Source organism: Tolypothrix campylonemoides VB511288_2, assembly GCF_045999855.1.
In the GTDB taxonomy this organism is placed as follows: domain Bacteria; phylum Cyanobacteriota; class Cyanobacteriia; order Cyanobacteriales; family Nostocaceae; genus Scytonema; species Scytonema bouteillei_A.
The window spans coordinates 67,073-92,674 of the sequence record NZ_JBFPMW010000018.1; the positions used below are offsets into that span (position 1 = coordinate 67,073).

Annotated in this window: 22 protein-coding genes; 17 read left to right on the forward strand and 5 right to left on the reverse strand. The window is 41.6% G+C overall.

Features of this window, described 5'->3' with window-relative positions; all coding sequences use genetic code 11:
- Positions 1-131: 131 nt before the first annotated feature.
- The 10 genes from nuoH (at position 132) to urtE (ending at position 9,744) form a co-directional block, all read left to right on the forward strand.
- The gene (gene nuoH, locus AB0756_RS36155) at positions 132-1,250 is read left to right on the forward strand and encodes an NADH-quinone oxidoreductase subunit NuoH (RefSeq protein ID WP_038093186.1); all 1,119 of its coding nucleotides are present in this window, start codon (positions 132-134) and stop codon (positions 1,248-1,250) included.
- Between the two features lie 95 nt (positions 1,251-1,345).
- Positions 1,346-1,927 (forward strand): NAD(P)H-quinone oxidoreductase subunit I, encoded by a 582-nt coding sequence (ndhI, locus tag AB0756_RS36160; protein WP_038093183.1) that lies wholly within the window; start codon positions 1,346-1,348, stop codon positions 1,925-1,927.
- A 90-nt stretch (positions 1,928-2,017) separates the two neighbouring features.
- Complete coding sequence (locus tag AB0756_RS36165) at positions 2,018-2,629, forward strand: NADH-quinone oxidoreductase subunit J (RefSeq protein ID WP_038093180.1); 612 nt, start codon at positions 2,018-2,020, stop codon at positions 2,627-2,629.
- A 102-nt stretch (positions 2,630-2,731) separates the two neighbouring features.
- Positions 2,732-3,037, forward strand: coding sequence for an NADH-quinone oxidoreductase subunit NuoK (gene nuoK, locus AB0756_RS36170; protein WP_038093176.1), 306 nt, complete (start codon positions 2,732-2,734; stop codon positions 3,035-3,037).
- A 4-nt stretch (positions 3,038-3,041) separates the two neighbouring features.
- A complete protein-coding gene (locus tag AB0756_RS36175) occupies positions 3,042-3,965 on the forward strand; it encodes an NAD(+) kinase (protein ID WP_038093173.1) in 924 nt (307 codons plus the stop codon).
- A 582-nt stretch (positions 3,966-4,547) separates the two neighbouring features.
- On the forward strand, positions 4,548-5,864 hold the full coding sequence (gene urtA, locus AB0756_RS36180) for an urea ABC transporter substrate-binding protein (protein WP_038093170.1): 1,317 nt from the start codon (positions 4,548-4,550) through the stop codon (positions 5,862-5,864).
- Positions 5,865-5,929: 65 nt separating this feature from the next.
- The gene (locus tag AB0756_RS36185) at positions 5,930-7,090 is read left to right on the forward strand and encodes an ABC transporter permease subunit (RefSeq protein WP_038093167.1); all 1,161 of its coding nucleotides are present in this window, start codon (positions 5,930-5,932) and stop codon (positions 7,088-7,090) included.
- A gap of 69 nt (positions 7,091-7,159) precedes the next feature.
- Positions 7,160-8,281, forward strand: a complete 1,122-nt coding sequence (urtC, locus tag AB0756_RS36190) for an urea ABC transporter permease subunit UrtC (RefSeq protein WP_050045367.1) — start codon at positions 7,160-7,162, stop codon at positions 8,279-8,281.
- A complete protein-coding gene (gene urtD / locus AB0756_RS36195; RefSeq protein ID WP_038093163.1) occupies positions 8,256-9,005 on the forward strand; it encodes an urea ABC transporter ATP-binding protein UrtD in 750 nt (249 codons plus the stop codon). Before urtC ends, urtD begins: the two co-directional genes overlap by 26 nt.
- A gap of 40 nt (positions 9,006-9,045) precedes the next feature.
- Entirely contained in the window at positions 9,046-9,744 is a 699-nt protein-coding gene (urtE, locus tag AB0756_RS36200) for an urea ABC transporter ATP-binding subunit UrtE (protein WP_038093161.1), read from the forward strand.
- A gap of 211 nt (positions 9,745-9,955) precedes the next feature.
- Here the strand turns inward: urtE and AB0756_RS36205 are convergent, their stop codons facing one another.
- A complete protein-coding gene (locus AB0756_RS36205) occupies positions 9,956-10,285 on the reverse strand; it encodes a hypothetical protein (RefSeq protein ID WP_038093158.1) in 330 nt (109 codons plus the stop codon).
- A gap of 612 nt (positions 10,286-10,897) precedes the next feature.
- Here AB0756_RS36205 and AB0756_RS36210 point away from each other — a divergent pair.
- The 5 genes from AB0756_RS36210 (at position 10,898) to AB0756_RS36230 (ending at position 19,002) form a co-directional block, all read left to right on the forward strand.
- On the forward strand, positions 10,898-12,499 hold the full coding sequence (locus AB0756_RS36210; RefSeq protein WP_038093154.1) for a glycosyltransferase family 39 protein: 1,602 nt from the start codon (positions 10,898-10,900) through the stop codon (positions 12,497-12,499).
- A gap of 262 nt (positions 12,500-12,761) precedes the next feature.
- Complete coding sequence (gene iscB, locus AB0756_RS36215) at positions 12,762-14,138, forward strand: RNA-guided endonuclease IscB (protein WP_237265923.1); 1,377 nt, start codon at positions 12,762-12,764, stop codon at positions 14,136-14,138.
- 4 nt (positions 14,139-14,142) lie between these two features.
- Positions 14,143-15,753 carry a glycosyltransferase family 39 protein gene (locus AB0756_RS36220; protein ID WP_038093151.1) on the forward strand — a complete coding sequence of 537 codons (1,611 nt, stop codon included), beginning with the start codon at positions 14,143-14,145 and terminating at the stop codon, positions 15,751-15,753.
- A 769-nt stretch (positions 15,754-16,522) separates the two neighbouring features.
- Positions 16,523-18,511: an AMP-dependent synthetase/ligase gene (locus tag AB0756_RS36225; RefSeq protein ID WP_038093147.1), complete on the forward strand. Its 1,989-nt coding sequence runs from the start codon at positions 16,523-16,525 to the stop codon at positions 18,509-18,511.
- Positions 18,512-18,552: 41 nt separating this feature from the next.
- Positions 18,553-19,002 carry a YlqD family protein gene (locus AB0756_RS36230; RefSeq protein ID WP_038093144.1) on the forward strand — a complete coding sequence of 150 codons (450 nt, stop codon included), beginning with the start codon at positions 18,553-18,555 and terminating at the stop codon, positions 19,000-19,002.
- Positions 19,003-19,086: 84 nt separating this feature from the next.
- Here the strand turns inward: AB0756_RS36230 and AB0756_RS36235 are convergent, their stop codons facing one another.
- Positions 19,087-19,596, reverse strand: coding sequence for a hypothetical protein (locus tag AB0756_RS36235; RefSeq protein ID WP_038093141.1), 510 nt, complete (start codon positions 19,594-19,596; stop codon positions 19,087-19,089).
- A 265-nt stretch (positions 19,597-19,861) separates the two neighbouring features.
- On the opposite strand from AB0756_RS36235, the gene AB0756_RS36240 reads away from it, so the two are divergent.
- Positions 19,862-21,148, forward strand: a complete 1,287-nt coding sequence (locus tag AB0756_RS36240) for a dihydrolipoamide acetyltransferase family protein (RefSeq protein WP_038093199.1) — start codon at positions 19,862-19,864, stop codon at positions 21,146-21,148.
- A gap of 248 nt (positions 21,149-21,396) precedes the next feature.
- Here AB0756_RS36240 and AB0756_RS36245 read toward each other — a convergent pair whose 3' ends face one another.
- From AB0756_RS36245 to AB0756_RS36255, 3 genes are all read right to left on the reverse strand, one after another.
- A complete protein-coding gene (locus AB0756_RS36245) occupies positions 21,397-21,627 on the reverse strand; it encodes a type II toxin-antitoxin system HicB family antitoxin (RefSeq protein WP_038093137.1) in 231 nt (76 codons plus the stop codon).
- A complete protein-coding gene (locus AB0756_RS36250; protein ID WP_336604379.1) occupies positions 21,624-21,761 on the reverse strand; it encodes a hypothetical protein in 138 nt (45 codons plus the stop codon). The genes AB0756_RS36245 and AB0756_RS36250 overlap by 4 nt, the downstream gene beginning before the upstream one ends.
- A gap of 278 nt (positions 21,762-22,039) precedes the next feature.
- Positions 22,040-22,315: a type II toxin-antitoxin system prevent-host-death family antitoxin gene (locus AB0756_RS36255; RefSeq protein WP_038093134.1), complete on the reverse strand. Its 276-nt coding sequence runs from the start codon at positions 22,313-22,315 to the stop codon at positions 22,040-22,042.
- A gap of 393 nt (positions 22,316-22,708) precedes the next feature.
- Here AB0756_RS36255 and AB0756_RS36260 point away from each other — a divergent pair, with 393 nt between their 5' ends.
- Positions 22,709-25,441 (forward strand): NHLP bacteriocin export ABC transporter permease/ATPase subunit, encoded by a 2,733-nt coding sequence (locus AB0756_RS36260; RefSeq protein ID WP_038093131.1) that lies wholly within the window; start codon positions 22,709-22,711, stop codon positions 25,439-25,441.
- Positions 25,442-25,602 lie beyond the last annotated feature (161 nt).

The window sequence follows — 25,602 nt, forward strand, 5'->3', positions numbered from 1 at the left end:
CATACAAGGGTAAAGGAAAGGATGAAGGATAAAGGGTAAAGGATGAAGGATAAAGGGTAAAATACCATACTTCATACCTGATACTTCACACTTCGTACTTCACACTTCATACTTCATAAACTTGGTAGAACATGAATTCAGGAATTGATCTGCAAGGAACATTTATTGAATCTCTCATGGAGTTAGGGCTGCCTGCCGATGCCGCTAAAGCCATTTGGATGCCACTACCGATGATACTAATGATAATTGGTGCCACGGTAGGAGTACTAGTCTGCGTTTGGCTGGAACGAAAGATTTCAGCAGCAGCACAGCAGAGAATTGGTCCTGAGTACATAGGTCCTTTTGGTTTGCTCGCACCTGTAGCAGATGGTCTTAAGCTGGTTTTTAAAGAAGATGTGGTGCCAGCCAAGTCCGATCGAATACTGTTTACCCTCGGCCCAATCATTGTGACAATTCCGGTGTTTTTGTCTTATTTGATTGTGCCTTTCGGACAGAACCTAGTCATTACAGATGTTTCGCTTGGGGTTTTCTTATGGATTGCCCTGTCTAGCGTTGCGCCTATTGGTTTGTTAATGGCTGGTTACTCATCCAATAACAAATACTCTCTGTTAGGGGGCTTGCGGGCAGCAGCACAATCAATTAGCTATGAAATTCCCTTAGCACTCTCGGTGCTAGCAATAGCTATGATGTCCAACAGCCTCAGCACCATTGACATTGTCAATCAGCAATCTGGTTATGGCATTCTTGGCTGGAACATCTGGCGGCAACCAGTTGGCTTCATCATCTTTTGGATCGCCGCCCTTGCTGAATGCGAACGCTTGCCCTTTGACTTACCTGAAGCAGAAGAAGAACTCGTAGCAGGTTATCAGACTGAGTACTCCGGGATGAAATTTGGTTTATTCTACCTGAGTTCTTACGTTAACCTAGTCCTTTCTGCCCTGCTGTTTGCAGTTTTGTACTTGGGTGGTTGGGATTTCCCCATTCCCCTAAATTTGTTAGCTAATGTATTTGGAGTCAGTGAAACAAATCCCATTTTACAGGTTGTAACTGCCTCATTGGGAATTACCATGACCGTACTTAAAGCATACTTCCTTGTCTTTCTAGCGGTATTAGTACGTTGGACGGTGCCTCGAGTTCGCATTGACCAATTGCTAGATTTAGGATGGAAGTTCCTGCTACCAGTAGGCTTGGTTAACTTGCTACTAACTGCAGCCCTGAAAATAGCTTTCCCCGTCGCTTTTGGCGGATAAACGAATTTTAGATTTGAGATTTTAGATTTTGGATTGGATCTGAAATCTAAAATCCAAAATCCAAAATCCAAAATTCTGAAGAGAGAGACACAAAAATGTTGAAATTCCTGAAACAAGTTGGTGATTACGCCAAAGAAACCGTGCAAGCAGGTCGCTATATCGGTCAGGGGTTAGCTGTAACTTTTGACCACATGCGGCGGCGTCCGGTAACTGTACAATACCCATACGAAAAACTGATTCCCAGCGAACGGTTTCGCGGTAGGATTCACTTTGAGTTTGATAAGTGCATTGCCTGCGAAGTCTGTGTTCGAGTGTGTCCCATCAACCTACCCGTGGTGGATTGGGAATTTGATAAAGGAAGCAAAAAGAAAAAGCTCAAACACTATAGCATTGACTTCGGAGTTTGTATCTTCTGCGGTAACTGTGTGGAATATTGTCCAACTAACTGCTTATCAATGACAGAAGATTACGAACTTTCCACCTACGACCGTCATGAATTGAATTATGACAGCGTGGCATTAGGTCGTTTGCCTTACAAAGTCACCCTTGACCCCATGGTGACACCTTTGCGCGAACTGGTTTACCTACCCAAAGGTGTCATGGACCCCCACGATCTACCCGCAGATGCACCTCGCCCTGGTGCTCGCCCAGAAGATATTGTGGAAAAAGAGGGCTAATCGCTAAGAGTTAATAGCTAATAGTCATGAAACAATTAGCTATTAGCTATTAGCAATTAGCTTTTTAGCAATTAGCAAAGGAATAAAAAAGTGAATCTAGCAGCAGGAGTACAGTTTGTTTCTTTTAGCCTATTAGCAGTGATGTTAATTGGGGCAGCATTGGGTGTTGTCCTGATCGAGAACATCGTTTACTCCGCCTTTTTACTTGGAGGTGTATTTGTCAGCATTGCTGGTCTGTACCTGTTGCTGAATGCTGATTTTGTAGCAGCAGCACAATTACTCATTTATGTTGGTGCAGTCAACGTGTTGATTTTGTTTGCCATTATGTTAGTAAACAAGCGGCAAGCTTTTGTACCCTTTCCTACGGCTTGGATACGTAAAGCACTAACAGCAGTCGTCAGCGTGGGATTGTTTGCGCTTTTAAGCACGATGATTTTGGCAACCCCTTGGTCATTGTCTAACGCTCAACCTGTGGCAAACTCTATTGTTCTCATTGGCGAGCATTTCTTCAGTGACTTTTTACTGCCTTTTGAACTAGCGTCTGTTTTGCTGTTAATGGCAATGGTAGGCGCAATTATTTTGGCGCGTCGCGAGTTTTTGCCAGAGCAAACTCTCTCTGAAGATCGGCAAACCGTTTTGACTTTGCCAGAACGTCCTAGAGAACTAGTATCGGTAGGCGAAGCAAGTCGGAATATACAGTAGTGCTGATGGCTAATGGCTAATAGCTAATGGTATTAGGGCAATTAGCAATTAGCTTTTTAGTAACTGGGAATTAGTAATTAGCCAATCGGGGTATTAAGATTCATGCAAATCCAGTACTTTTTGTTACTAGCAGCAGCTTTGTTTTGCATCGGTATTTACGGTTTGATTAATAGCCGTAATGCCGTGCGAGTCCTGATGTCTATTGAGCTGTTGCTCAATGCTGTTAATTTGAACTTAATGGCTTTTTCTAACTACCTAGACTCAACTGCAATTAAGGGTCAGGTATTCACTATCTTTGTGATCACCGTAGCGGCAGCAGAAGCAGCGGTAGGTTTGGCTATTGTACTTGCCATCTATCGCAACCGCGATACTGTCGATATGGAGCAGTTCAATCTCCTAAAGTGGTAAATTCGTGGATCTCAAGCAGGTAATTATTGCTTATAAAGCACGAGACCCCCAGAGCAAACGTTGGGCAGAAATTTGTGCCAAGCAACTAGAAAGTCGCCAATGCCAAGTTTTAATGGGACCAAGCGGACCAAAAGATAATCCTTATCCAGTATTTTTGGCTTCTGCCGGTCAGCCAATTGACATGGCTTTGATACTTGGTGGTGACGGTACTGTTTTAACTGGTGCGCGACATTTAGCCTCAGCTGGCATCCCAATATTAGCTGTTAATGTGGGAGGTCATCTGGGGTTTCTTACTGAATCACCAGAAGAGTTTAAAGACACTGAGAAAGTTTGGGAAAGATTGTTGGAAGATCGCTACGCTATCCAACGTCGGATGATGTTACAAGCCGCAGTGTTTGAGGGTAACAGTACTAATTCAGAACCAGTGAGCGATCGCTTTTTTGCTTTAAATGAGATGTGTGTCAAACCCGCTTCTGCCGATCGCATGATCACCTCAATTTTGGAAATGGAAATTGATGGTGAGGTTGTGGATCAGTATCAGGGCGATGGGTTAATAATCTCTACACCCACTGGTTCAACAGGTTACACTGTTTCTGCCAACGGTCCAATCGTGCATGATGGTATGGAAGCAATTACCATCACTCCTATTTGTCCGATGAGTCTTTCAAGTCGCCCCCTGATTTTACCCCCAGGTTCCGTTGTCAGCGTTTGGCCTTTAGGTGATTACGATCTCAGCACCAAACTATGGACTGATGGGGTTTTGGCGACTTCCATTTGGCCCGGACATCGTGTTGATATACGCATGGCAGATTCTCGGGCTAAGTTTATTATTCTACGAGAAAACAACTCGTACTATCAGACGTTACGAGAAAAATTGCTGTGGGCTGGTACAAGGATTCACTACAGCAGTAATAATCACGCAAATTGATCTGTTGCGACTTCATCAGCATCAAAAAGTTGCAACTTCATCGTGTAAAAACCTCATGTTAGGTGGGCAATACCCACCTTCTTGCTATCTTCTCGCCCCGGTGGCTTTGCCACTGGAAACTCCTTCACCCCTAACCCCCTCTCCCATAAGGGGAAAAGAGGGGCTTTTTCTTCCTTGCCCACCCTACTTTAACGTGAGTTCGTCGAACTCACGTTACTTATCTTTTCCAGGCTCCGCCTCAGATCTACCACAAACCTTTCCCAAGGGGAGAAGGGGCTTTTTCACCCCATCATCGCTCGTGGTTAGCGATACGGGTTAATTAAGTTTTAATATTTTTTAAAAAGTAACAAAATATACTTTTTATCAGATAAATATAACACTAAGATTTCAATTCGATGAATAACAACATAGCAATCCTAACTCATTCATGAAAAATTTTAGTACTGTAGGGCTGGTATTACCCATTACATAAGGGTTTGATGCGCCAATGCCCAACCTATATGTACTTCATAAAGCCAACAGGATTGCTATATCAGCTGCATACATATTTAGCTGATTCATTTAAAACCAAATTATTTAGATATGACAAAACAATTTAATCGACGTAAGTTTTTAGTCTACGGTTCCGCTTCCTTTGGTGCAAGTCTTTTATTAAAAGGTTGTGCTAACAATGGCTCAAATAATAATATAGAAAGTTCAGTGCCTGCGGCTTCTTCTGTCAGTGCTTCTAATACTGGAAATACGATCAAAGTAGGAATTTTGCATTCCCTCAGTGGCACCATGGCAATTAGTGAAACAAGCGTTGTAGATGCTGAAAAATTAGCAATTAAAGAAATTAACGCCGATGGTGGTATTTTAGGCAAGCAAATTGAAGTTATTGTTGAAGATGGTGCTTCTAACTGGGACACTTTTAGGGAAAAAGCTACCAAATTAATCGACCAAGATAAAGTTAGCGTTGTTTTTGGTTGTTGGACTTCTGCAAGCCGTAAGAATGTTAAATCAGTATTTGAAAGCAAAGACCATATGCTCTGGTATCCAGTGCAGTATGAAGGTCAAGAATGTTCCCGAAATATCTTCTATACTGGTGCTGCTCCCAATCAGCAAATCGAACCATCAATTGATTGGTTGCTAAAAAATAAGGGCAAAGAATTCTTCTTAGTCGGCTCTGATTACGTTTTTCCCCGTACAGCCAACAAAATTATTAAATCTCAGCTAGAAGCACTTGGTGGTAAAACTGTTGGAGAAGATTACTTACCACTGGGTAACACAGAGGTAACACCTATTATTACTAAAATCAAGCAAGCGTTACCAAATGGTGGAGTGATTTACAATACGCTAAATGGTGATAGCAACGTCGCTTTTTTCAAACAATTAAAAGCAGCGGGATTAACAGCAGATAAATATCCTTCCATGTCTGTCAGTATTGCTGAAGAAGAAGTAAAAGCAATTGGCGTGCAGTATCTCAAAGGTCACTACGCAGCCTGGAACTATTTCCAAACAGTAGACACTCCTGCTAATAAGAAATTTGTTGAAGCTTTTAAGAAAGCATACGGTACAGAACGGGTGACAAACGATCCAATGGAAGCAGCTTACACGGGTGTTTATTTGTGGAAACAAGCAGTAGAAAAAGCTGGGACGACCGATATAGCCAAGGTACGTTTGGCAGCATACGGTCAAACTTTGGATGCTCCTTCAGGCAAAGTTAGCATGAATGCCAATCATCACCTATCAAAAATTGTGCGGATCGGTCAGGTGAGAGATGATGGTTTATTTGATATTGTCTATGCGACTCCTGCTCCTGTTGAACCAATTCCTTGGAATCAATTTGTGAAAGAGACCAAAGCATTTTCTTGCGATTGGTCAGATCCAGCGAAGGGCGGTAAGTATAAGAAGGTGTAAATTGTTGGTTGTTAGTAGTTAGTTGTTCTAATAACTACTAACTACTAACCACTAGGGAGGAGAACGTGTTCGCAGAGTTTTTGGAAGCAGTATTTAATGGCATTAGTATTGGTGCTGTATTATTGATGGCAGCGCTAGGATTAGCTATTGTCTTTGGACTTATGGGCGTTATCAACATGGCGCATGGCGAGTTGATGATGCTGGGAGCATACGCAACATTTGTCGTGCAAAATGCTTGCAAACAACTAGGCGGAGTATGGTTTGAAATTTATATCTTTTTTGCCCTGATTGTCGCTTTTGCGATATCGGCGGCTGTAGGATGGCTGCTAGAACGGGGCGTGATTCGATATCTCTACGGGCGTCCCTTAGAAACTCTGCTGGCTACTTGGGGCGTGAGTTTGATTTTGCAGCAGTTTGTTCGGAGTGTAAATTCGGTGCTTGTCATTGGAATTGCCCTGTTTTGCCTGTTGTTTTTGGGCGGTTTGTGGATTTTAAAAAGGCGCACGGATTTTGGCAGAGTTCAGAACTGGATTGTAGCAGCGATTTTGTTCCTGTCAGTAGGAGTGGCAATCTCAACAGGTAAATTTTTGAGCGAAACTTATAAGTTAGCAATGACTCAACCTTGGTTTGGCGCTCAAAATTTGGATGTCACTGCTCCTAGTTGGTTGCAAGATGGCATATCTTTAGCAGGTGTCCAATTGCCTTACCCCAGATTATTTATTATTGCTTTAACAATTCTATGCGTAACGGGCATTTACCTATTTTTGCAACGCTCTCATTGGGGATTAAGAATTCGCGCTGTCACGCAAAATCGAAACATGAGTGCTTGTTTGGGCATCCCGACTCAAAAAGTTGATGCAATCACTTTTGCACTGGGTTCGGGATTGGCTGGCGTAGCTGGTTGTGCGATCGCTTTACTCGGTTCGGTGGGACCAAATACAGGGCAAAACTACATTATCGATACTTTTATGGTTGTTGTTGTAGGTGGTGTGGGTAATCTGGTGGGAACTATTGTGGCTGCATTGGGAATTGGTACGGCGAATTACTTGATTGGTTCTGCAACTTTGGCTTCGTTGTTGACTCCTGTTAAACCCCTGGCTGATTTATTCGCGTTCTTTGCAACAACGAGTATGGCAAAAGCAACGGTGTTTGCGCTGATTATCGTGTTTTTACAGGTAAAGCCTGGAGGAATTTTTCCTCAAAAAGGTCGTAGTGTTGATGTGTAATAGGGAGACAAGGGAGAGGGGGGAGACAACGGAGACAAGGGGGAAAGTACAATGTATGAACGCAACTTGATGAGGTGGAAGGGAAGAAGGTTAATTTTAATTGAGGTGGGGGTGGTAGTGGCGATCGCTCTCATCCTCATCTCGATCGTACCAGTCCTGCTTTCAGGGTTTCGGCTGAATTTGTTGGGGCGGTTTTTGTCCCTAGCTATTGTTGCTTTGGGGATTGATTTGATTTGGGGTTACACCGGGTTACTCAGTTTGGGACACGGAATTTTCTTTGGTTTGGGTGGCTATGCAATTGCCATGCATCTGAAATTGCAAGTTCCTCCAGGGGAGTTACCTGATTTCATGGAGCTTTATGGTGTTACGGAACTCCCCTGGTTTTGGACTCCTTTCTACTCATTCCCTTTTGCAGTTATAGCTGTTGCGATGGTTCCCGCAATACTTGCAGGATTACTCGGATACTTGGTATTTCGCAATCGAATTCGCGGAGTGTATTTTTCTATATTGACTCAAGCCGCAACAATTATATTTTTTAACTTCTTTAACGGTCAGCAAGGGCTATTTAACGGTACAAATGGGTTGATCGATTTTACAACTTTATTTGGAGCAACCGTTAGCGATACAAACACCCAATTTGTTTTCTACAGCCTCACGGTATTGTTTCTTGCAGCTAGCTATGCACTCTGTCGTTGGTTGACAAGCGGACGCTTTGGAAGATTATTAATAGCAATTCGTGATGATGAAAGTCGAGTGCGTTTTTCTGGTTACAATCCAATAGATTTTAAAGTTTTAGTATTTGCAGTTTCGGGAGCGATCGCGGGTATAGCTGGAGCATTGTACGCTTTGCAAAGCGGTTCTGTCTCACCGAGAGCAATGGACATTGCCTTTTCCATTGAAATGGTGATTTGGGTAGCAGTAGGAGGACGTGCTACTTTAATCGGAGCCATTTTAGGAGCTTTGTTAGTCAACTATGCTCGTGCTTTTTTAAGCGAACAATTTGCCGAAATTTGGTTGCTTTTCCAAGGGGCGTTATTTTTGATAGTTGTCACTGTTCTTCCTGATGGGGTAGTAGGGTGGTTTCGCACTCAAGGAATTCAGCTTTTCCAACGCCGTCAGCAAATTGCCACTTATCCCAGCATAGAAGAAAATTCTGAGGTGCAGCATGAACGCCAAAATTTTAGAAACTAAAAACCTCACAGTTAGTTTTGACGGCTTTAAGGCACTCAATCAGCTAAACTTTAGCATGGAGGCGGGTGAATTACGGGTCGTTATTGGTCCCAACGGCGCTGGAAAAACGACATTTCTTGATGTTATTACAGGTAAAGTGAAACCAACCGAGGGAAGAGTTTTTTTCAAAGGCAAAAGTTTGTATTCTTTATCAGAACATCAAATATCTAGACGGGGAATCGGACGTAAATTCCAAACTCCTCGCATCTATCTCAACCTAACACCTTACGAGAACTTGGAACTGAGCAGTAACCGCAATAAAAATGTGTTTTCTACTTTGTTCGAGTATCCCACTACTGCTGAAAGGAAGACCATTATAGGGTTATTGGAAACCATAGGTTTAGCTGATAAAGCAGACAGACGAGCGAGTTCTCTGTCTCACGGAGAAAAGCAACGCTTAGAAATTGGGATGTTAGTCGCACAATCTCCGGATCTCTTACTTGTTGACGAACCTGTCGCTGGTTTAACAGACGAAGAAACATATAATATAGGAGAACTTCTTTTAGCACTATCACAAAGTCATTCAATTTTAGTCATTGAACATGACATGGAATTTGTACGTCAAATTGCTCGGAAAGTAACGGTCTTGCACGAAGGGTCAGTGTTATGTGAAGGTACTATCGAAGAAGTACAAAATGACAAGCGTGTTATTGAAGTTTATTTAGGACAGGTTATCCTAAATTGACATAAATTTTATTAACAAACACAATACACAAATCTTTTTAATGTTACAAATCTCTAATCTTGATGTTTATTACGGTGAAAGCCACATTCTACGTAATGTAGATTTAAGCGTACCAATGGGGCAAATGGTTTGCTTAATTGGACGTAACGGTGTAGGTAAAACAACCCTCCTGAAAACAATTATAGGGTTACTCAAACCCCGCAATGGTACAGTCACTTTTGCAGGAGAATTAATAAATTCAAAATCTCCAGATCGAAGAGCAAAGCTCGGAATTGGTTACGTTCCCCAAGGACGAGAAATTATTCCCCGTCTGACAGTCAAAGAAAATCTCTTGCTGGGATTAGAAGCGAGACCCGCCAGGAGAAAAAATCAAGAAATTCCTGAAGAAATTTTTAGCCTATTTCCCGTGTTGAAATCAATGCTTTCACGAATGGGCGGTGACTTGAGTGGCGGACAGCAACAACAACTAGCTATTGCTCGTGCTTTAATGGGTCAACCCCAATTACTTTTATTAGATGAACCTACTGAAGGTATTCAACCTTCAATTATCTTGGAAATTGAAGCAGCAGTTCGTGGTATAGTTGCTACCACTGGTATTTCTGTTTTGTTAGTAGAGCAACACTTACATTTTGTCCGCCAAGCCGATTACTATTACGCAATGCAAAAAGGCGGTATCGTTGCTTCGGGTTTTACTAATGAATTGAGTCAGGATGTGATTCAAAGGTTTTTAGCTGTTTGATGGAACAATGCCTTACCTTAAGAAAGTGTTGTCTGTCAAATCAGTATGTTAATAGAAATATTCTGTATTAACATATTTTGGGCTATTTTTATCAAATTTTTCCGAACGACATTTCTGCTGGGAGCATATTCTCAAATATTCAGAAATAGATTTTTATCTATTTCCTTAAGAGATCGTGAAAGTTAGCTCCATCAACATTTCAGTGAAATATCTATTCACCTCTAGTTGTAAATTCGCAAACACGTTCTAAAAAGTCTTGAATCGCAAGTATTCTTTCCCTATCTTCGGCTTCAACAAAAATTCTTAGCAAAAAAAGACTTTCATTGATATTTCGTGAATGAGAACCCTTGGGATAAATTTCTTTTTTGCGTTCTCTTACTTTAGTTTTGAGAGAAAAAATTTCACCTCCTACTTCACAATTAATCCAAACTTCTTCACCAATTTGTAATCCTGGATCGAAACTGTACTGACCTACCAAAAAATAAATTGTTTCTCCATCCTCTTCTATAAGGGAAAGAAGCTCTACTTGACATTCAAACATATAAAATTATTTCAAGAAAACTTAAATTTTCGGGAATCTTAACATCTAAATTTTCTAATATTTCAGTTAAATCTTGCCAAAGTTAACGAATTTTAATTCTAATCTTGTCATAGTTATGCAGGTTTAATGTTCTGTTACCAGATCGGGGAAGTGTAATATACCATGAATGAATTTTGAAGGCATCTGTATTTTAAACTTATCTAGTGTTGCATTAAGCTTTGATTCCAGCCAAAATCAAATCAATGGCTTCTTGAGTCTTTCGCTCAATCATCTCCGAACTTAAAAGTTACCGTGTCGGATCGAGGTATTTCAGATTTTTATGAGCGTTGAAGTAAAAGGTGCAAACCCCTAAAAGCTCATGCAAAGCTTAAGTCTAAAGATTGAGTTAGGATTTTTACAAAACTTTGCAAAAATCTTTATAAAGATAATAGTGAAACAACTATCGTCAAATTACCATATCTACATATTTTAAAAGTAGTATTGGCGATACGACTGTCTTCCGTTAAGCTTTGTCGATCGCTTCGGCGCAAGCTGTACCTAGCTTATGACAATTGCAATTTACTCGGATTTTTCACTCTCATCACATTACGCAAATTCATCAAGAAGCTGTTTATGCGGCAAATCAAACTTGCTCCTTATTGGTTGCGGTTTCTAATTATTACAGTGTTTGCGCTTGGTGTATTCTTTCGTTTCTATAATCTTGATACCAAGGTTTACTCTCAGGATGAAACCCATACGTCATTACGTATTTCTGGATACACATCTCTAGAAGTTCAACGACAAATTTTTAACAGTCGTACCCTCAAAAAGGAAGCTTTTGATAAGTTTCAAAGCCTCAATTATGAAAAAGGCTTGGGGGATACACTTATGTCTTTAGCAATCGAAGACCCTCAACGCCCGCCCTTGTATTACTTACTCATACGAATATGGGTTCAACTTTTTGGCACTTCGGTAACAGCAATCCGAAGTTTTTCTGCGATCGTGAGTTTACTAGTCTTTCCCAGTCTTTATTGGCTTTGCCGGGAATTATTTATTGTACCGCTATCGGTTCCCTACGTTGCGATCGCACTCACAACCATTTCCCCAATTCATCTTGTGTACGCTCAAGAAGCACAAGAATATATTTTATGGCTGGTCACAATTGTAATATCTAGTGGAGCGCTACTGAGAGCTTTGCGACTGGAAACTACAGGAGAACACAAGGAAGATCGCATTTATGTCTGGGGAATCTATACAGTCACCTTAACACTTAGCTTTTATACATCTTTGTTAAGTGGATTTCTTGCAGTTGCTCATGGAATTTATGTCACTGCAACAGCAGATTTTCGTTGGAATAAAACAGTCAAAGCCTACACCCTTGCATCGCTAGCAGGATTTTGCAGCTTTATTCCTTGGATATTAATTATACTTACAAATTTCTTTCAATTTCATCAAACAACAAATGGGACATCATCTAAATTACCTCTGTTTGCTCTCTTCCAAGCTTGGCTCATTCAATTGAGTCGGATTTTTTTTGATTTAGGTTTTGAAATCGAAAATCCATTCACTTATTTGAGCGCTTTAATATTTTTAATAGGAACAGGATACTCAATTTATCTTCTTTGTCTGACAACCCATCCAAAAATCTGGTTATTTATTGTACTGTTAATTGCTGTACCAGCAATACCCCTCATACTTCCAGACTTAATGTTTGGAGGAATACGGTCAACTGGGGAACAATATTTCATGCCTTCTTACTTGGGTATAGAGCTAGCTGTTGCATATGCGTTGGCTACTCAACTTTACAATGGCAATATTTTACGCCGGAAAATATGGGAAATGATTTTGATTGTAGTTATTTTGAGTGGTGCGATCTCCTGTGCGGTCATTTCTCAAAAAGAAACTTTATGGAGTAAAAGTGTAAGTTATGGTAATCTACAAATTGCTAAAATTATTAATCAATCTTATCGTCCGCTGTTAATCAGCCATGCTTCTAGCAGTCATTCCGGAAATACCTTTTCTCTGAGCTATCTCGTTCAACCAAAAGTCCGCTTTCTGTTGGTAAGAGGTAAAGCTCTTCCCAAACAGCCTAAAGGATTTACTGATATTTTTTTGCTCAATCCTTCAACAAGCTTACGTAAGGCAATAGAAAAAAAGTATAATACCAAAACTCGTAAATTATATAGCTATAAATCTTACACATTTTGGAAATTATCGAAATTTAACGACAGATGAGAAGTATGCAAAACGGAGAAATCCGGAGTAAATCGGAGTAATTCGATCTATTGACTTCACCAGACAAGAGCGTAGAACTGTTTATTCTACGTTACTCGCAAGAGTTTAAGTCCGCTTTTAAATCATGACGTGCGGGAGATTAGCCAGTCTCAAGCGTCGAGGGAGGAACATGGCTGCTTTGCACCAGTGCAACACCGAACCTTTTTGAGAAGTTTAAAAGCAGTGTCGAGGCAAACCATACCCCAATCGGGAGATTCATCAAATGATGATTACCAACTCAGTATTTGTTTTAAATAAGAATGGCTTAATCCTAAAACCAACAACACCAGCTAGAGCGAGGATTTTACAGTCTGTTGGCAAAGCTAAAAAACTCAAGTTATTCCCATTTACTTTAATTCTGGATAAGGACGTTGACGAAAATATAGAACCGTATTTAGAAATGAGAATTGACCCCGGAAGCCGCTATACAGGGATTTGTCTAGTGGATTTAAATAAGAATGAAGCCGTCTGGGCAATGGAATTAGAGCATCGGGGATTAGCAATTAAGATGGAGATGATTACTAGAGCAAGTGTTCGACGCGCTAGGAGATCCAGAAGACTTCGTTACCGAAAAAAGAGATTTGACCGCAAAAAGCCAGATGGTTGGTTAGCACCTAGTTTACGCCATCGTCTGTTAACTACTGAAAGCTGGATCAAACGATTGCTGAAAATAGCACCAATTAAATCAATTGCAATTGAATCGGTGAAATTTGACTTGCAAAAGATGGAGACACCTGATATCGAAGGTATTGAATATCAGCAAGGTACGTTATTCGGCTATACTCTACGTGAAGCACTCTTAGAACACTGGGGAAGAGAGTGTGTGTATTGCGGTCAAACGGATGTCCCCTTACAGATTGAGCACATTAATGCACGTAGCAAGGGAGGTAGTGACCGATTCTCAAATCTCACTTTATCTTGTGAAAAATGCAATCAGAAAAAAGGGAATAAGCCAGTAGAGCAATTTCTCAAAAACAAAGGCGAAATTCTCCAAAAAATTAAAGCACACCAAAAGGAATCATTAAGTGATGCAGCTGCTGTTAACTCTACCCGGAAAGCTATATTTCAAATGGCACAACACTTCGGATTAAGAGTAATCAGTGGAAACGGTGCATCTACTAAAATGATTCGTATTCAAAGCGGATTGCCAAAAGCACACTGGATTGATAGTGCTTGTGTAGGAACAGACCAAATTGTTAAATTGCGTATCTGTCAACCATTGCGTGTTACCTGTAAGGGACACGGGACAAGACAAGTCCAAAGAGTTAATGCCAGTGGCTTTCCTGCAATCGCTAGCATCAAAAAGAATCCCGTAACTGGTAAAAAAGAAGTTAAGTTAGTAGCCAAAAATCAAAAATATACTCACCTCAGGGCTGGTGATTATGTGATTTGTAATCTGCTCAAAGATCGCAAACATACTTTAGCGGGAATTTATCGTGCTAGAGTCAAAACGCCTACAAATAGAGGAGTAGAGGTACTAATTAGCGGGCATCGGATTGCAATTGACCAACAACATATTAAACTTATTCATCGCTCCGATGGTTATGAATACAGTTTTACTACGATTGACCAAGATTTACTACGTTTAAAGCCTATCTAATGGTATGACAAATCATACAACTCCAAAATGGTTGAAGTTTTTTGCGATCGCCATGTTGGTGGTGGGTGTTTTCTTCCACTTTTTTAATCTTCATAAGAAAGTTTACTGGCATGATGAAGTTTATACGTCCATGAGGGCTGCTGGCTTCACTCGTGATGAAATTGACAAAGAACTTTTTCAAAATCGCATACTTCGGGCTGTAGACTTGCAGAAGTATCAACGCCCTAAATTAGAAAGTACCGCAGAAGACACAATTAAATCTCTAGCAATTGAAGACCCGCAGCATCCCCCCTTATACTTTTTGATAGCCCGGTTTTGGATGCAAATTTTTGGTAGTTCCTTAACAGCTTCGCGTGTTTTACCAGTGCTATTTAGCTTGATAGGATTACCTTTGATGTATGCTTTAGGTCTAGAACTTTTTGCCTCACCAATAGTGGCAATACTAGCAACAGTACTGTTGGCTCTATCCCCTTTTGATGTACTGTTTGCTCAAACAGCCAGACAATACAGTTTGCTAACAACTCTTGTTATTGGTAGTAGTTTTACACTTCTACAAGCTTTGCGCTTACCAACACGAGTCAATTGGGGTCTGTACGCTTTATCTAGTGCGCTGGGCTTTTACACTCATCCCTTTTTTGGGTTAACAACTGTTGCTCACGCAGTTTATGTATTGTTACTAAAAGTATCGTTTCAGAAATCACCTCAGAGTTCTTCATCAGAAGAAAGGAAGTTCTATCGTGTAGACTACAAAAGTATTAGACAATTTTTCCTTGCGATCGCCTGCTCTCTAGTGTTATTTAGTCCTTGGATAGTCGTGTTGCTCTCTAATTACCAACGTGCGGCTGCTACGACAGATTGGACTAAAGCTCAAGTAGAGTTTCTCTACCTAGTTAAACTTTGGATTCTTAGTTTTAGTTCGTTATTGCTAGACTTAGACTTTGGATTTGATAATGTTTGGACTTACATAACTAGAGCGATCGTTATTGCCATTACTGGTGTAGGAATTTATCAAGTTTGCTGTCGGACTCCCAAAGCAACTTGGTTATTTATCATCACTACAATTTTTGTACCTTTCTTGCTATTGGTTCTACCAGATTTACTATTAGGCGGAAAACGTTCTGCTGTTAGCCGCTACCTCATTTCTTGCTACCCTGGAATACAACTCGCGGTTGCATACTTATTGGGGACTCAGATTTTACAAGGACACAAGCTGTGGCGGGGTATTCTGGTACTTCTGAGTGCGGGTGCGATCGCATCCTGTACGGTCAGTTCTTATTCTGATACATGGTGGAACAAAGACTTAAGCTACCATAACGCTGAAGTTGCGCGATATGTTAACGCTTCGTCTTCTCCAAAAGTTATCAGCGAGATTGGCGATGATTTCACAAATACAGGTGACTTAATTTCTTTAAGCTATTTATTGAAAGAAGATGTATCGCTGGTGCTATTGAGTCAACCCCCGCAATTGGAAAATGTCAAATCTCTACTATCGGGAAACACAGAACCTTTTGTGTTTCGACCCTCCGGTCAATTTATCAAAACCCTCAAGCCAGAGCAAAGTCAGTTAGTAGAAGCCTTGAAACCAGGAAGACTGTGGAAGCTAAAGAACCAGTGACCGATAGGTAAGAAGCAAATGCATCCGGTCACTAGTTGAATTGAAATTATTGGGCGCATATGGAACAATTTACTGTTTTAAGATACCTAAGAAAAACTAGGTACTTCGGAACTTGTTCCATTTGCAGCTGCATTAGCTGGAGTGGATGCAGTGGATTTAGTTTTCTTTACAAGAATTACAGACACTAGCTTCGGAAAAACAAGACAAGCGATTGTATTCACAAGAGTTAGAAGCAAACCATCTATTAAGCTCATAGGGAATGTTCCTTTTTATTATGAGACCATAAAATACTATTGTGAAGCAAAATTTCTCTTATGACTTAAAATAAGAATTTAAATTTCTTTTTACATACATAAGATAAATTAAATATAGAAGTTTCTGACTCTTGCTATAGAAAGAATGATTGATTTGAAATTTCTAACTTCTTGAAGAATACAACCTATCTATGGTATTAACACCTTTCATTTTCCCATCTTTCGTCTCTTGTTCCAAGCTTTTGACTGGGAACGACGTGAAAGTCAAACCCATAATTCGCCAACAGCATCTTTAAAGAAATCGAAATCCAATCTATTTAGATTTATTCACACTACTTAATAATAACAATAAATTAATGTAAATACTGAGAACTTCTCAAGCTGTGCTTGGATCGAATATGAAAAAACAAGACAATTAATTGAGTGTTCAAATCCCCTACATTGAAGTACAGAGATTCATCGGTCACTGTATATTCTGTAGTTAAGTACAATGGATTTTTTATGGATGAGGTGCTATGTCAAAAAAATACGAGAACTCTTCTTACCTATTTAATATTACCGAGCGAGAGCGTCAGGCATTAAATTCCATCGTTAATTATTCCAATATAGAGTCAATACCAGAAATTTGGCCGTTGGCAGCAAAGGAATTTGGTAGTACTGTTGCCCTGCATAACCCACACTCGCAACCAGAAGAAGTTATCACTTATACTCAACTATCACAACAGATTCAACAATTTGCTGCGGGTTTGCAAGCATTGGGTGTGAAAGAAGGCGATCGCGTCTCGCTGATTGCAGATAATTGTCCCCGGTGGTTAATTGCAGACCAAGGGATTATGACCGCTGGGGCTGCTAATGCAGTGCGTAGTTCCCAAGCAGAACGGGAAGAAGTTTTATACATAATAGCAAATAGCGGCAGCACGGCTCTAGTGGTTGAAGATCTAAAGACACTCAATAAGCTGCAAGCACGTCTTTTGGAGTTACCAATTCAACTCATTGTTTTGCTGACAGAGGAAACACCACCAGCCAACAACAACTTGAAGGTCTTGAACTTTTCCCAATTGATGGAAATTGGAGCAAAGCATACGCTCACACCCATAAAACGAACGAGGGAAACTCTAGCAACTTTAATTTACACCTCTGGAACCACAGGTAAACCGAAAGGGGTAATGCTAACTCACGGTAATTTACTACATCAAGTTTTAGTGCTGAGGTCAGTGGTGCAACCACAACCGGAGGACACTGTACTGAGTATTTTGCCTACCTGGCACAGTTACGAACGCAGTGGCGAATACTTTTTACTTTCTCAGGGCTGTACGCAAGTTTATACCAACCTCCGGTCGATCAAACGGGATTTAAAAAAATTCCAACCCCGATTTACAATCGGCGTACCCCGGTTGTGGGAATCGATTTATGAAGCAGTGCAGAAACAGTTTCGCGAACAACCAGAGAACAAGCAACGTCTGATTAATTTCTTTCTTGAAATCAGCGAAAAATTTATTAAAGCAAGGCGAATTGCTCAAGGGTTAGATTTGGAAAATTTAAAACCTTCAAGATTTGAGCAACTAGCAGCCAGCGCCCAAGCTTCAGCTTTGTATCCCCTTCATGCTCTAGGAGAACGAATCGTTTATTCCAAGGTAAGGGAAGCAACAGGAGGTAAAATCAAGCAAATGATTAGCGGTGGTGGTGCGCTACCCAAGCATATCGACGACTTTTTTGAGATTATCGGTGTGGAAATTTTGGTAGGTTACGGGTTAACAGAAACTGCACCCGTAACCCATGCGCGACGTCCTTGGCGTAATTTACGGGGTTCAGCAGGTCAAGCAATACCCGGAACAGAAACAAAAATAGTCGATCCAGAAACTCGCAAGCCATTACCTACGGGGGAAAGAGGATTGGTGTTGCTGCGGGGACCGCAAGTGATGGAAGGTTACTATCAAAATCCTGAAGCCACAGCCAAAGCAATAGATACTGAAGGTTGGTTTGATAGTGGGGATTTGGGTTGGCTAACACCACAAAATGATTTGGTACTCACCGGACGAGCCAAAGATACTATCGTATTAACAAATGGAGAAAATATCGAGCCGCAACCGATAGAAGATGCTTGTTTGCGATCGCCCTACATAGATCAAATTATGCTTGTAGGACAAGACCAACGCAGTATCGGTGCTTTGATTGTTCCCAATCTAGAAACCTTGCAGAAATGGGCACATTCTCAAAATCTCCTTCTGTCTCTACCGGGAGAAGCCACCGCCGAAACCCTCAGTAATACAGTGGCTGCGGAAGTAGATCTAGAGAGTAAAATGGTTCAGGATTTATTTCGGCAAGAATTGAATCGGGAAGTGCAAAACCGTCCTGGCTACCGAGCTGATGACCGTATTGGTCCATTCAAGCTGATTCTAGAACCGTTTTCAACAGAAAACGGAATGATGACGCAAACACTAAAAACGAAACGACACGTCGTGATGGAACACTATCGCGATATTATTGACGGGATGTTTGCCTGATAATTCCCAGTAAAAATGACTAGAGTGAACGTGAAACATTTATGGATGTCTCCAAACCTCAATTGCTTCTAAAACGCGTTATCAACGTCAAAGCCATTGTGACCCCCCTTTGGAAAGACGAAGTTCAGCAGCAACTGCAAACCCAAATCAATCAAATTGACCAGCAGTTGCAACAGTTGGACGTTCAAGGACAAAGAGCGGTCGCCGAAATTCAAAAGCAGAGTCTACAACCTCCCGGTCCTCAGACACTGCAACAAATCGATAATATTCAGGGTCAGATTAACCAAAAGAAGAGCGAGCTCTTAGAACAGAAAAATCAGAGTTTACAAAACCTCCAACAGGTCCAGTTTTTAGAATTAGATCAGGAAGTCAACCAATTTCAAATGGAAGGTTTTTTCCGCGTGGAACCAGGGGATAACCTGATTAGCAAGTTGCAAGTTGAAGTCGTCTTGCGTGACGGAGTTGTCGAAGAAATTCGCGGTGATATTTAATTGCTAAAAAGCTAATTGCTAATTGTTAATCGCTAAAAAGCTAATTGTTATTTCCATTAGCTATTAGCCATTAGCTATTAGCCATTAGCTATGGCAGTTCTTCTGAGAACTGTTAGCAAAACATTCTTGCGAACCAGCCCAAACAATTTGCCACATCTGAGGTGAACTGACAAAAAGCGATCGGCCAAAAGTAGTCAGTTCAACTCGGTATTTGGCAGTTTTGGCTGAATTGTTTTCCTGCTTGGTTTGTGTAATTGTGACCAGTACCCGATTCGGTTGCGGGTAAGAGACCTCTATCTTTTTGGCTCCTTTGCGTAATGCAAGGTCTCGCTCGAAGGCATTGAGAGCAAGATCGGTAGGGTCACTCCCTTTGAGGGATGAGTTGAGACTTTCTAAAGGAATTTCTTGATAATTAGCCCGTTCGGGGTGCCCTACTATCCCCTGTTGGCTAGTGGTAACGAAACGCTGTGGTTGCTCGTTGCTCGTTTTAGAAACTGCTGCTGATGGCTGGCGTTGGGTAATGTAGATGCCAGTAGCAGCAGTGGCAAAGATACTGAAAACCACAATGAGTAACAATTTTAACTTTGCCGACATAAAATTTAAAGTGAATTAAACTCAAGTTAGTCGTCAATTCTGAATTTTAAATTGAGGTGTCACTATTCCTCTTCTAGCTTTTGAGTAGAGATTGGGATTTTTCCCAGCCGTGATGAGAAATACAAATTAATAGACATATTGGGCTTAATATAGTTCCTCACGTCCGAGGTCAAGTTACAATTCGATCTGGCACAAGCTAGTTTAAACTCGCCAAACCTCACCTATGAGCATTCACGAAGTATTCATGCCGGCGCTTAGTTCCACCATGACCGAGGGAAAGATCGTCTCTTGGGTAAAATCACCAGGTGACAAAGTGGAAAAAGGCGAAACAGTGGTGGTTGTCGAGTCAGATAAGGCTGATATGGATGTGGAATCCTTTTACGAAGGGTATCTGGCTCATATCATAGTGCAAGCTGGTGACGCCGCTCCCGTAGGAGCAGCGATTGCCCTGTTAGCAGAAACCGAAGCTGAAATCGAAACTGCCATTGCTCAAGCCCAATCTTCCGGTACTCAAAGCAAAGAAGTTGTAGCTGCTACCTTATCCAGCAAACAACTTGCAGAGGCAACGAGTGTTGCCGAAAGAGCAACCGAATCACAAAATGGCAGCCCTGCTCGCCAGAATGGACGGACTGTTGCATCTCCTCGCGCCCGGAAGTTAGCGAAGGAACTCAAAGTTGATTTAAGTGGTATTTCTGGTAGTGGTCCCTACGGTCGTATTGTCGCTGAAGATGTTGAAGCAGCGGTGGGAAGATCTAGTACTCCACCGACAAAAGTTACCCCCGTTACACAAATTCCATCAGTACCAACACCGACTGTAGCAGCACCCACACCAGCAAGACCCACTGCGCCTGTACCCGCGCCAGTTGTTGCAGCCGTTCCCGGTCAAATCACACCTTTGACAACGTTGCAAAAAGCTGTGGTGCGGAATATGGAAGCCAGCCTTGCGGTACCCGTATTCCATGTTGGTTACACAATTACCACTGATGCCCTCGACAAATTATACAAACAAATTAAGTCTAAAGGCGTAACAATGACAGCCCTGCTTGCAAAAGCCGTGGCTGTAACATTAAAAAAACATCCGCTACTGAATGCCAGCTACTCGGAACAGGGTATTGTGTACCATTCCAGCATTAACATTGCTGTTGCAGTCGCAATGGATGATGGAGGATTGATTACACCAGTCTTACAAAATGCCGACTCTGTGGATATTTATTCTCTGTCACGCAATTGGAAATCTTTGGTGGATCGTGCTAGAGCAAAACAATTGCAACCAGAAGAGTATAACAGTGGAACTTTCACAGTATCCAACTTGGGAATGTTTGGTGTCGATAAATTTGACGCGATTTTGCCTCCCGGACAGGGTTCGATTTTGGCAATTGGCGCATCCCGCCCGCAAGTCGTTGCAACAAAAGACGGTTTGTTTGGTATCAAACAACAAATGCAGGTGAATATTACTTCCGACCATCGGATTATTTACGGTGCTCATGCTGCAGCATTCTTGCAAGAATTGGCACAGTTAATCGAAACTAAGGCTGATTCCTTGGTGCTGTAAAAACTCTAGTTTCTCTTGACTGCTCGTTCTCAAGCAGAGCTTGGGAACGAGGTTTAATTATTATCATCAGATTATCATTTGAGCTATCAAGTAAATGCGAGTAGTCGATAATTGGTGAAACGGTTACATTGGTTGGTAATGTCGCAAGCATGAAACCGATTTAGGGGATTTCCAAGAAATCAATTATCCATCTTGTGGGATGGGTGTCCTCGCCCGTTCTTTGGCGTGATTTGGCTATGAGTGGAACCTTAAGCAATCAACAACGGCTTTGTGGGAAGCATTCTAGGTTCTGGTAGTGGTTTATCTTCTTCAGTCAGCATCTCAACGAAAGCCTCAATCACTTCCTGACCATTTTTGGCTGCTTCTTCATAAGTTCTACCATGTGTATGAAACTGCTGCCAGGGAAACTCAGGCAAGTGAACTAAGAAAAGTCGATCTTCTTGAGACCATTGAATCACCATGCTGTAGTGGTAGCTCATTCTTCGCCTTCCTTGTTTTCCAGTTTTTCTAGTTCTTCTAACTTTTTCAGCACTCGTTGAATATTTCTTTCTAAATATAACGGAGAATCATCTCCATCTTTTCCTGGGATAGTTAGCGGTTCTTCAGGTAGCAAAGGATGTTTCTAATAACTATGACTGCCTTTCCCTCGACCTGGTTGAAGAACATATCCTACTTTTGCTACCATTGCCTTCAGTTCTCTGATTTTCTTTGGCATTACCTCTTACCGCTAACTTAAGTGTTATTCTCTCAGACTAGTAAACGCTTCATTTGCTTATATACTTCGTCATCATTACGCTTTCCCACCAAAATTACCTCAACCAAATCCGCATTAGGCTGTAACCTTTGAGAAAATCAAGAACCGTCTCAAGACCATCAAGTTTTGCCATACAATCAGCTGTTATCATCAAGCGTTACCAACCGCTTGAGTTCTGCTGTAAAAGTTTCTGTACCAACCATCCGCGACTTGGAGAGTGCAGCTTCTGCTTGTTGACCTACGATCGAATCTTCCAATCGAGTTAGTCGATTCATCAATTGCTCGTAGTTTTCAATTGACATAATGACATAGTTAGGTTGTGATTCCTCTGTCAGCAAAACAGGCTCGACAGAGGCTTGGTTTAAAACCTCAGTATGAGTATTTTGGATCTCTGTAACAGAAAAACGCTGCATTGTTTCAACTTTTCCAATGACTTTTAACTACATTTTACTATTATGCGATCGCCATCCTGTAACATACATTCAGACTAAGTAAATTCACTGGCAGTAAAGGTTTTTCACCATGTGGGAAAATTTGCTAGTAAGTCTTACACGGGGGAAGCAAGCTGCTAGCTGGTTATGAAATTAGCTTGAGTTAAGTTCAGCACAAATACTCACCCAGTTAATAGAAACTTTCGTATGAAGTATAATTATTTTTTGACTTTGAAACAAAACTACGGAATAATACTGTTAAGTATATAAGTATAAAAAAACAAACGATCGCTAAGCGTTTACAAACTGCCACACTCCCAAAGGCAGTAGCGATTCATTAAAATCGTTGGCATTGACTGTTGTGTATTGCGTAATATGGAAGTCTTGTATCGCCTCCAAGGAAATGAATCATTACTGCTGAATGACCCAGAAAAGGTATGGATTATTAAATCTGGTGCCATGTCATTGTTTGTAACAGAAGTCAGAGATGAGGATGATTTAAGCGAGCGAGCGAGACAAGCCGCTTTGCGCGTAGAGGTAGGGCAAGATTTTGCCAAACATCATCGCTATCTGTTCAATACAAGATCTGGTGAAGCGTTGTTTGGTGCAGCAATCGATAATCCAAAATCCTTTTTAGCGGTAGCAATTGAGCCAACAGAATTATTTCAAATTACAATAACGGATTTAGCAGCACAAATAGCTTTAGGAAAAGCTAGTACAATAGCCTTGGTAGAAAATTGGGTAAATCATCTCGATCGCATATTCACTAACGCCAATAGAACGACAAATAAAGAGCGCTACAAATTATTGACCGAGCAAGAATTAGCAACCAAACTGCCAAATATTCTAGCTGATTTACATACTGATTTCTTCCATTCTTTGAATTTGTTAATAAAGGAAACAGAAGCAGCGAGCCGCTCTTTTATGGAACGAGAGCAACTCAATCATCAGGTAGTTAGCTCTGCACTTTCTAAGTTAGCTGCTGTAGTGCAACCGCAGCAAGAAACTGCATTTTTTCATCAGCCAGGAACGCCGTTGCTGGTAGCAGCGGGAGCAGTTGCACGAGCAATGGGTATAACGATTAGTCCGCCGACGCAGTCAGAGGATCTCAGTCGAGTTCAAGAGCCGATAGAAGCTCTAGCACGCTCCTCCCAAATTCGCACCCGTTGCGTAGTGCTTGAGGATAACTGGTGGCTTCACGAGCATGGTCCGTTATTAGCTTACACCCAAGAAGAAAACCTTCCAGTAGCTTTGTTACCAGCGGGCAACCGTTATATTTTGTTTGACCCCACAACGCAGACTCGCACTGTTGTAAATCAAAGAGTAGCGGCAACACTTGCAACACAGGCTCACCAATTTTACCGACCATTACCCAACGTCGTCAACAATGCAATACAATTGTTTCAGTTTGGCGTCAAGGGTTATCAAAAAGACATAATTTTAGTTTTGGCAACTGGGGTTGTTGCCTCGGCGCTAGGAATGGTTGTGCCACAGGCAACAGCGCTGTTGCTCGATAATGCCATTCCAGATAGCGATCGCGGCTTGTTAGGGCAAATAGGGCTAGCGTTGTTTGCACTTCTTATGGGAAGAACAGTATTTGCTATGTCCCAAGGCATAATTTCGCTGCGAATCGAAAACGCTGCTGATAGCGCATTGCAGCCTGCAATTTGGGATCGACTGCTGAGATTAAGTCCGGCATTTTTTCGCAACTATTCCTCTGGTGACTTGGTAAACCGCGTTTTATCGGTGAACCAAATTCGTCAGAAATTGTCAGGAGGAACGCAACGCACTCTTTTAAGCGCACTGTTTGCTCTACTAAACTTGGTACTGATGTTTGTTTACAGTTGGCAACTCGCTCTAGTGGGTGTAGGTATAGCCCTTCTAACAACTGTTGTCACTACTGTTGCTAGCTTGGTATTAATACGCAAATTGCGCCGCCAGCAACAACTGATTGGCGAGATTAATGGACTGACAGTACAACTCATTAACGGGGTAGCTAAGCTGCGGGTGGCGATGGCGGAAGATCGCGCATTTGCTGCTTGGGCGGAGCAGTACAGCCAGCAAATGATGCTCAAGGCTAGTTTCCAACGAATTGTAGATCGGGTTTCTGTGTTTAACGAGGTTCTACCGCTTGTGACTTCAGCGCTGTTATATTGGTTTGCGATTTCATCGATACAGATGGCTCAGACAACAGGCGACGGGCTGACTGCTGGTAAGTTTTTGGCTTTTAATGCTGCGTTGGGGATTTTTATTGGAGGTGTAACTAGCCTGAGCAACACACTGACTGATATTTTGGCAATTGTGCCTTTGTGGGAGAGGGCAAAACCAATTTTGCAAGCACAGCCGGAGTACGATCCTACCAAGGCAAACCCAGGCGACTTGATGGGTCGCGTAGCTTTAGACAACGTTACCTTTCGCTACCGTGACGATGGGTTGCCGATTCTCGACCGGGTGAGTCTCCATGCAGAACCTGGGGAATTTGTAGCGATAGTGGGACCTTCCGGCAGTGGGAAATCAACCATATTGAGGTTGTTGTTGGGGTTTGAAACTCCACAATCGGGAACGGTGTTCTACGATCGCTTTGACTTAGCAGAACTCAATCTTGAAGCGGTGCGGAGGCAATTGGGAGTAGTGCTACAGAATGGTCGCATTGGCACGGGTTCAATTTTTCAGAATATCGCTGCCGGAGGATTAATTTCCCAAGCTCAAGCTCAAGAAGCGGCGCAAATGGCAGGTTTGGCTGATGATATCGCACAAATGCCTATGGGATTGCATACAATTGTCAGTGAAGGCGGTACTAATCTTTCAGGGGGACAACGCCAGAGATTGTTAATTGCAAGAGCGCTTGTGAATCAGCCAAAAATTATCTTGATGGATGAGGCTACCAGTTCTTTGGATAACCGTACCCAAGCGATCGTTTCTCAGAGTTTAGAAAAGTTGAATGCGACTCGGATAGTTATTGCTCATCGACTGAGCACAATTCGCAATGCTGACCGAATTTATGCCATCGAAGCGGGTCGCGTGGTGCAAGTAGGTACATTTGAGAAACTGGTTAATACTGAGGGGTTATTTGCTCAACTAGTAGCCCGACAAATGGAATCAAATTAATAAAAAGAGACAAACTCATAATATTTTTAGGTGGGGACTGGGCGAAACTTTTTTGTTCAAAAACGAGCAATTTTAAAGTATAATATGATATAAGTGTCAAGCCTGGAAACGCAACAGTATATGTCTGGCACGGCATTCTGTCTGAGTGTAGAGTAAATTCA

Coding starts and splice junctions, on each gene's coding strand:
- AB0756_RS36230 (WP_038093144.1), top strand. CDS start 18,553: ATGGATGTCTCCAAACCTCAATTGCTTCTAAAACGCGTTATCAACGTC.
- AB0756_RS36205 (WP_038093158.1), bottom strand. CDS start 10,285: ATGTTTGAATGTCAAGTAGAGCTTCTTTCCCTTATAGAAGAGGATGGA.
- AB0756_RS36235 (WP_038093141.1), bottom strand. CDS start 19,596: ATGTCGGCAAAGTTAAAATTGTTACTCATTGTGGTTTTCAGTATCTTT.
- AB0756_RS36225 (WP_038093147.1), top strand. CDS start 16,523: ATGTCAAAAAAATACGAGAACTCTTCTTACCTATTTAATATTACCGAG.
- iscB (WP_237265923.1), top strand. CDS start 12,762: ATGATGATTACCAACTCAGTATTTGTTTTAAATAAGAATGGCTTAATC.
- urtC (WP_050045367.1), top strand. CDS start 7,160: ATGAGGTGGAAGGGAAGAAGGTTAATTTTAATTGAGGTGGGGGTGGTA.
- AB0756_RS36220 (WP_038093151.1), top strand. CDS start 14,143: ATGACAAATCATACAACTCCAAAATGGTTGAAGTTTTTTGCGATCGCC.
- AB0756_RS36260 (WP_038093131.1), top strand. CDS start 22,709: ATGGAAGTCTTGTATCGCCTCCAAGGAAATGAATCATTACTGCTGAAT.
- ndhI (WP_038093183.1), top strand. CDS start 1,346: ATGTTGAAATTCCTGAAACAAGTTGGTGATTACGCCAAAGAAACCGTG.
- urtD (WP_038093163.1), top strand. CDS start 8,256: ATGAACGCCAAAATTTTAGAAACTAAAAACCTCACAGTTAGTTTTGAC.
- urtE (WP_038093161.1), top strand. CDS start 9,046: ATGTTACAAATCTCTAATCTTGATGTTTATTACGGTGAAAGCCACATT.
- AB0756_RS36210 (WP_038093154.1), top strand. CDS start 10,898: ATGCGGCAAATCAAACTTGCTCCTTATTGGTTGCGGTTTCTAATTATT.
- urtA (WP_038093170.1), top strand. CDS start 4,548: ATGACAAAACAATTTAATCGACGTAAGTTTTTAGTCTACGGTTCCGCT.
- nuoH (WP_038093186.1), top strand. CDS start 132: ATGAATTCAGGAATTGATCTGCAAGGAACATTTATTGAATCTCTCATG.
- AB0756_RS36240 (WP_038093199.1), top strand. CDS start 19,862: ATGACCGAGGGAAAGATCGTCTCTTGGGTAAAATCACCAGGTGACAAA.
- AB0756_RS36255 (WP_038093134.1), bottom strand. CDS start 22,315: ATGCAGCGTTTTTCTGTTACAGAGATCCAAAATACTCATACTGAGGTT.
- AB0756_RS36245 (WP_038093137.1), bottom strand. CDS start 21,627: ATGAGCTACCACTACAGCATGGTGATTCAATGGTCTCAAGAAGATCGA.
- nuoK (WP_038093176.1), top strand. CDS start 2,732: ATGCAAATCCAGTACTTTTTGTTACTAGCAGCAGCTTTGTTTTGCATC.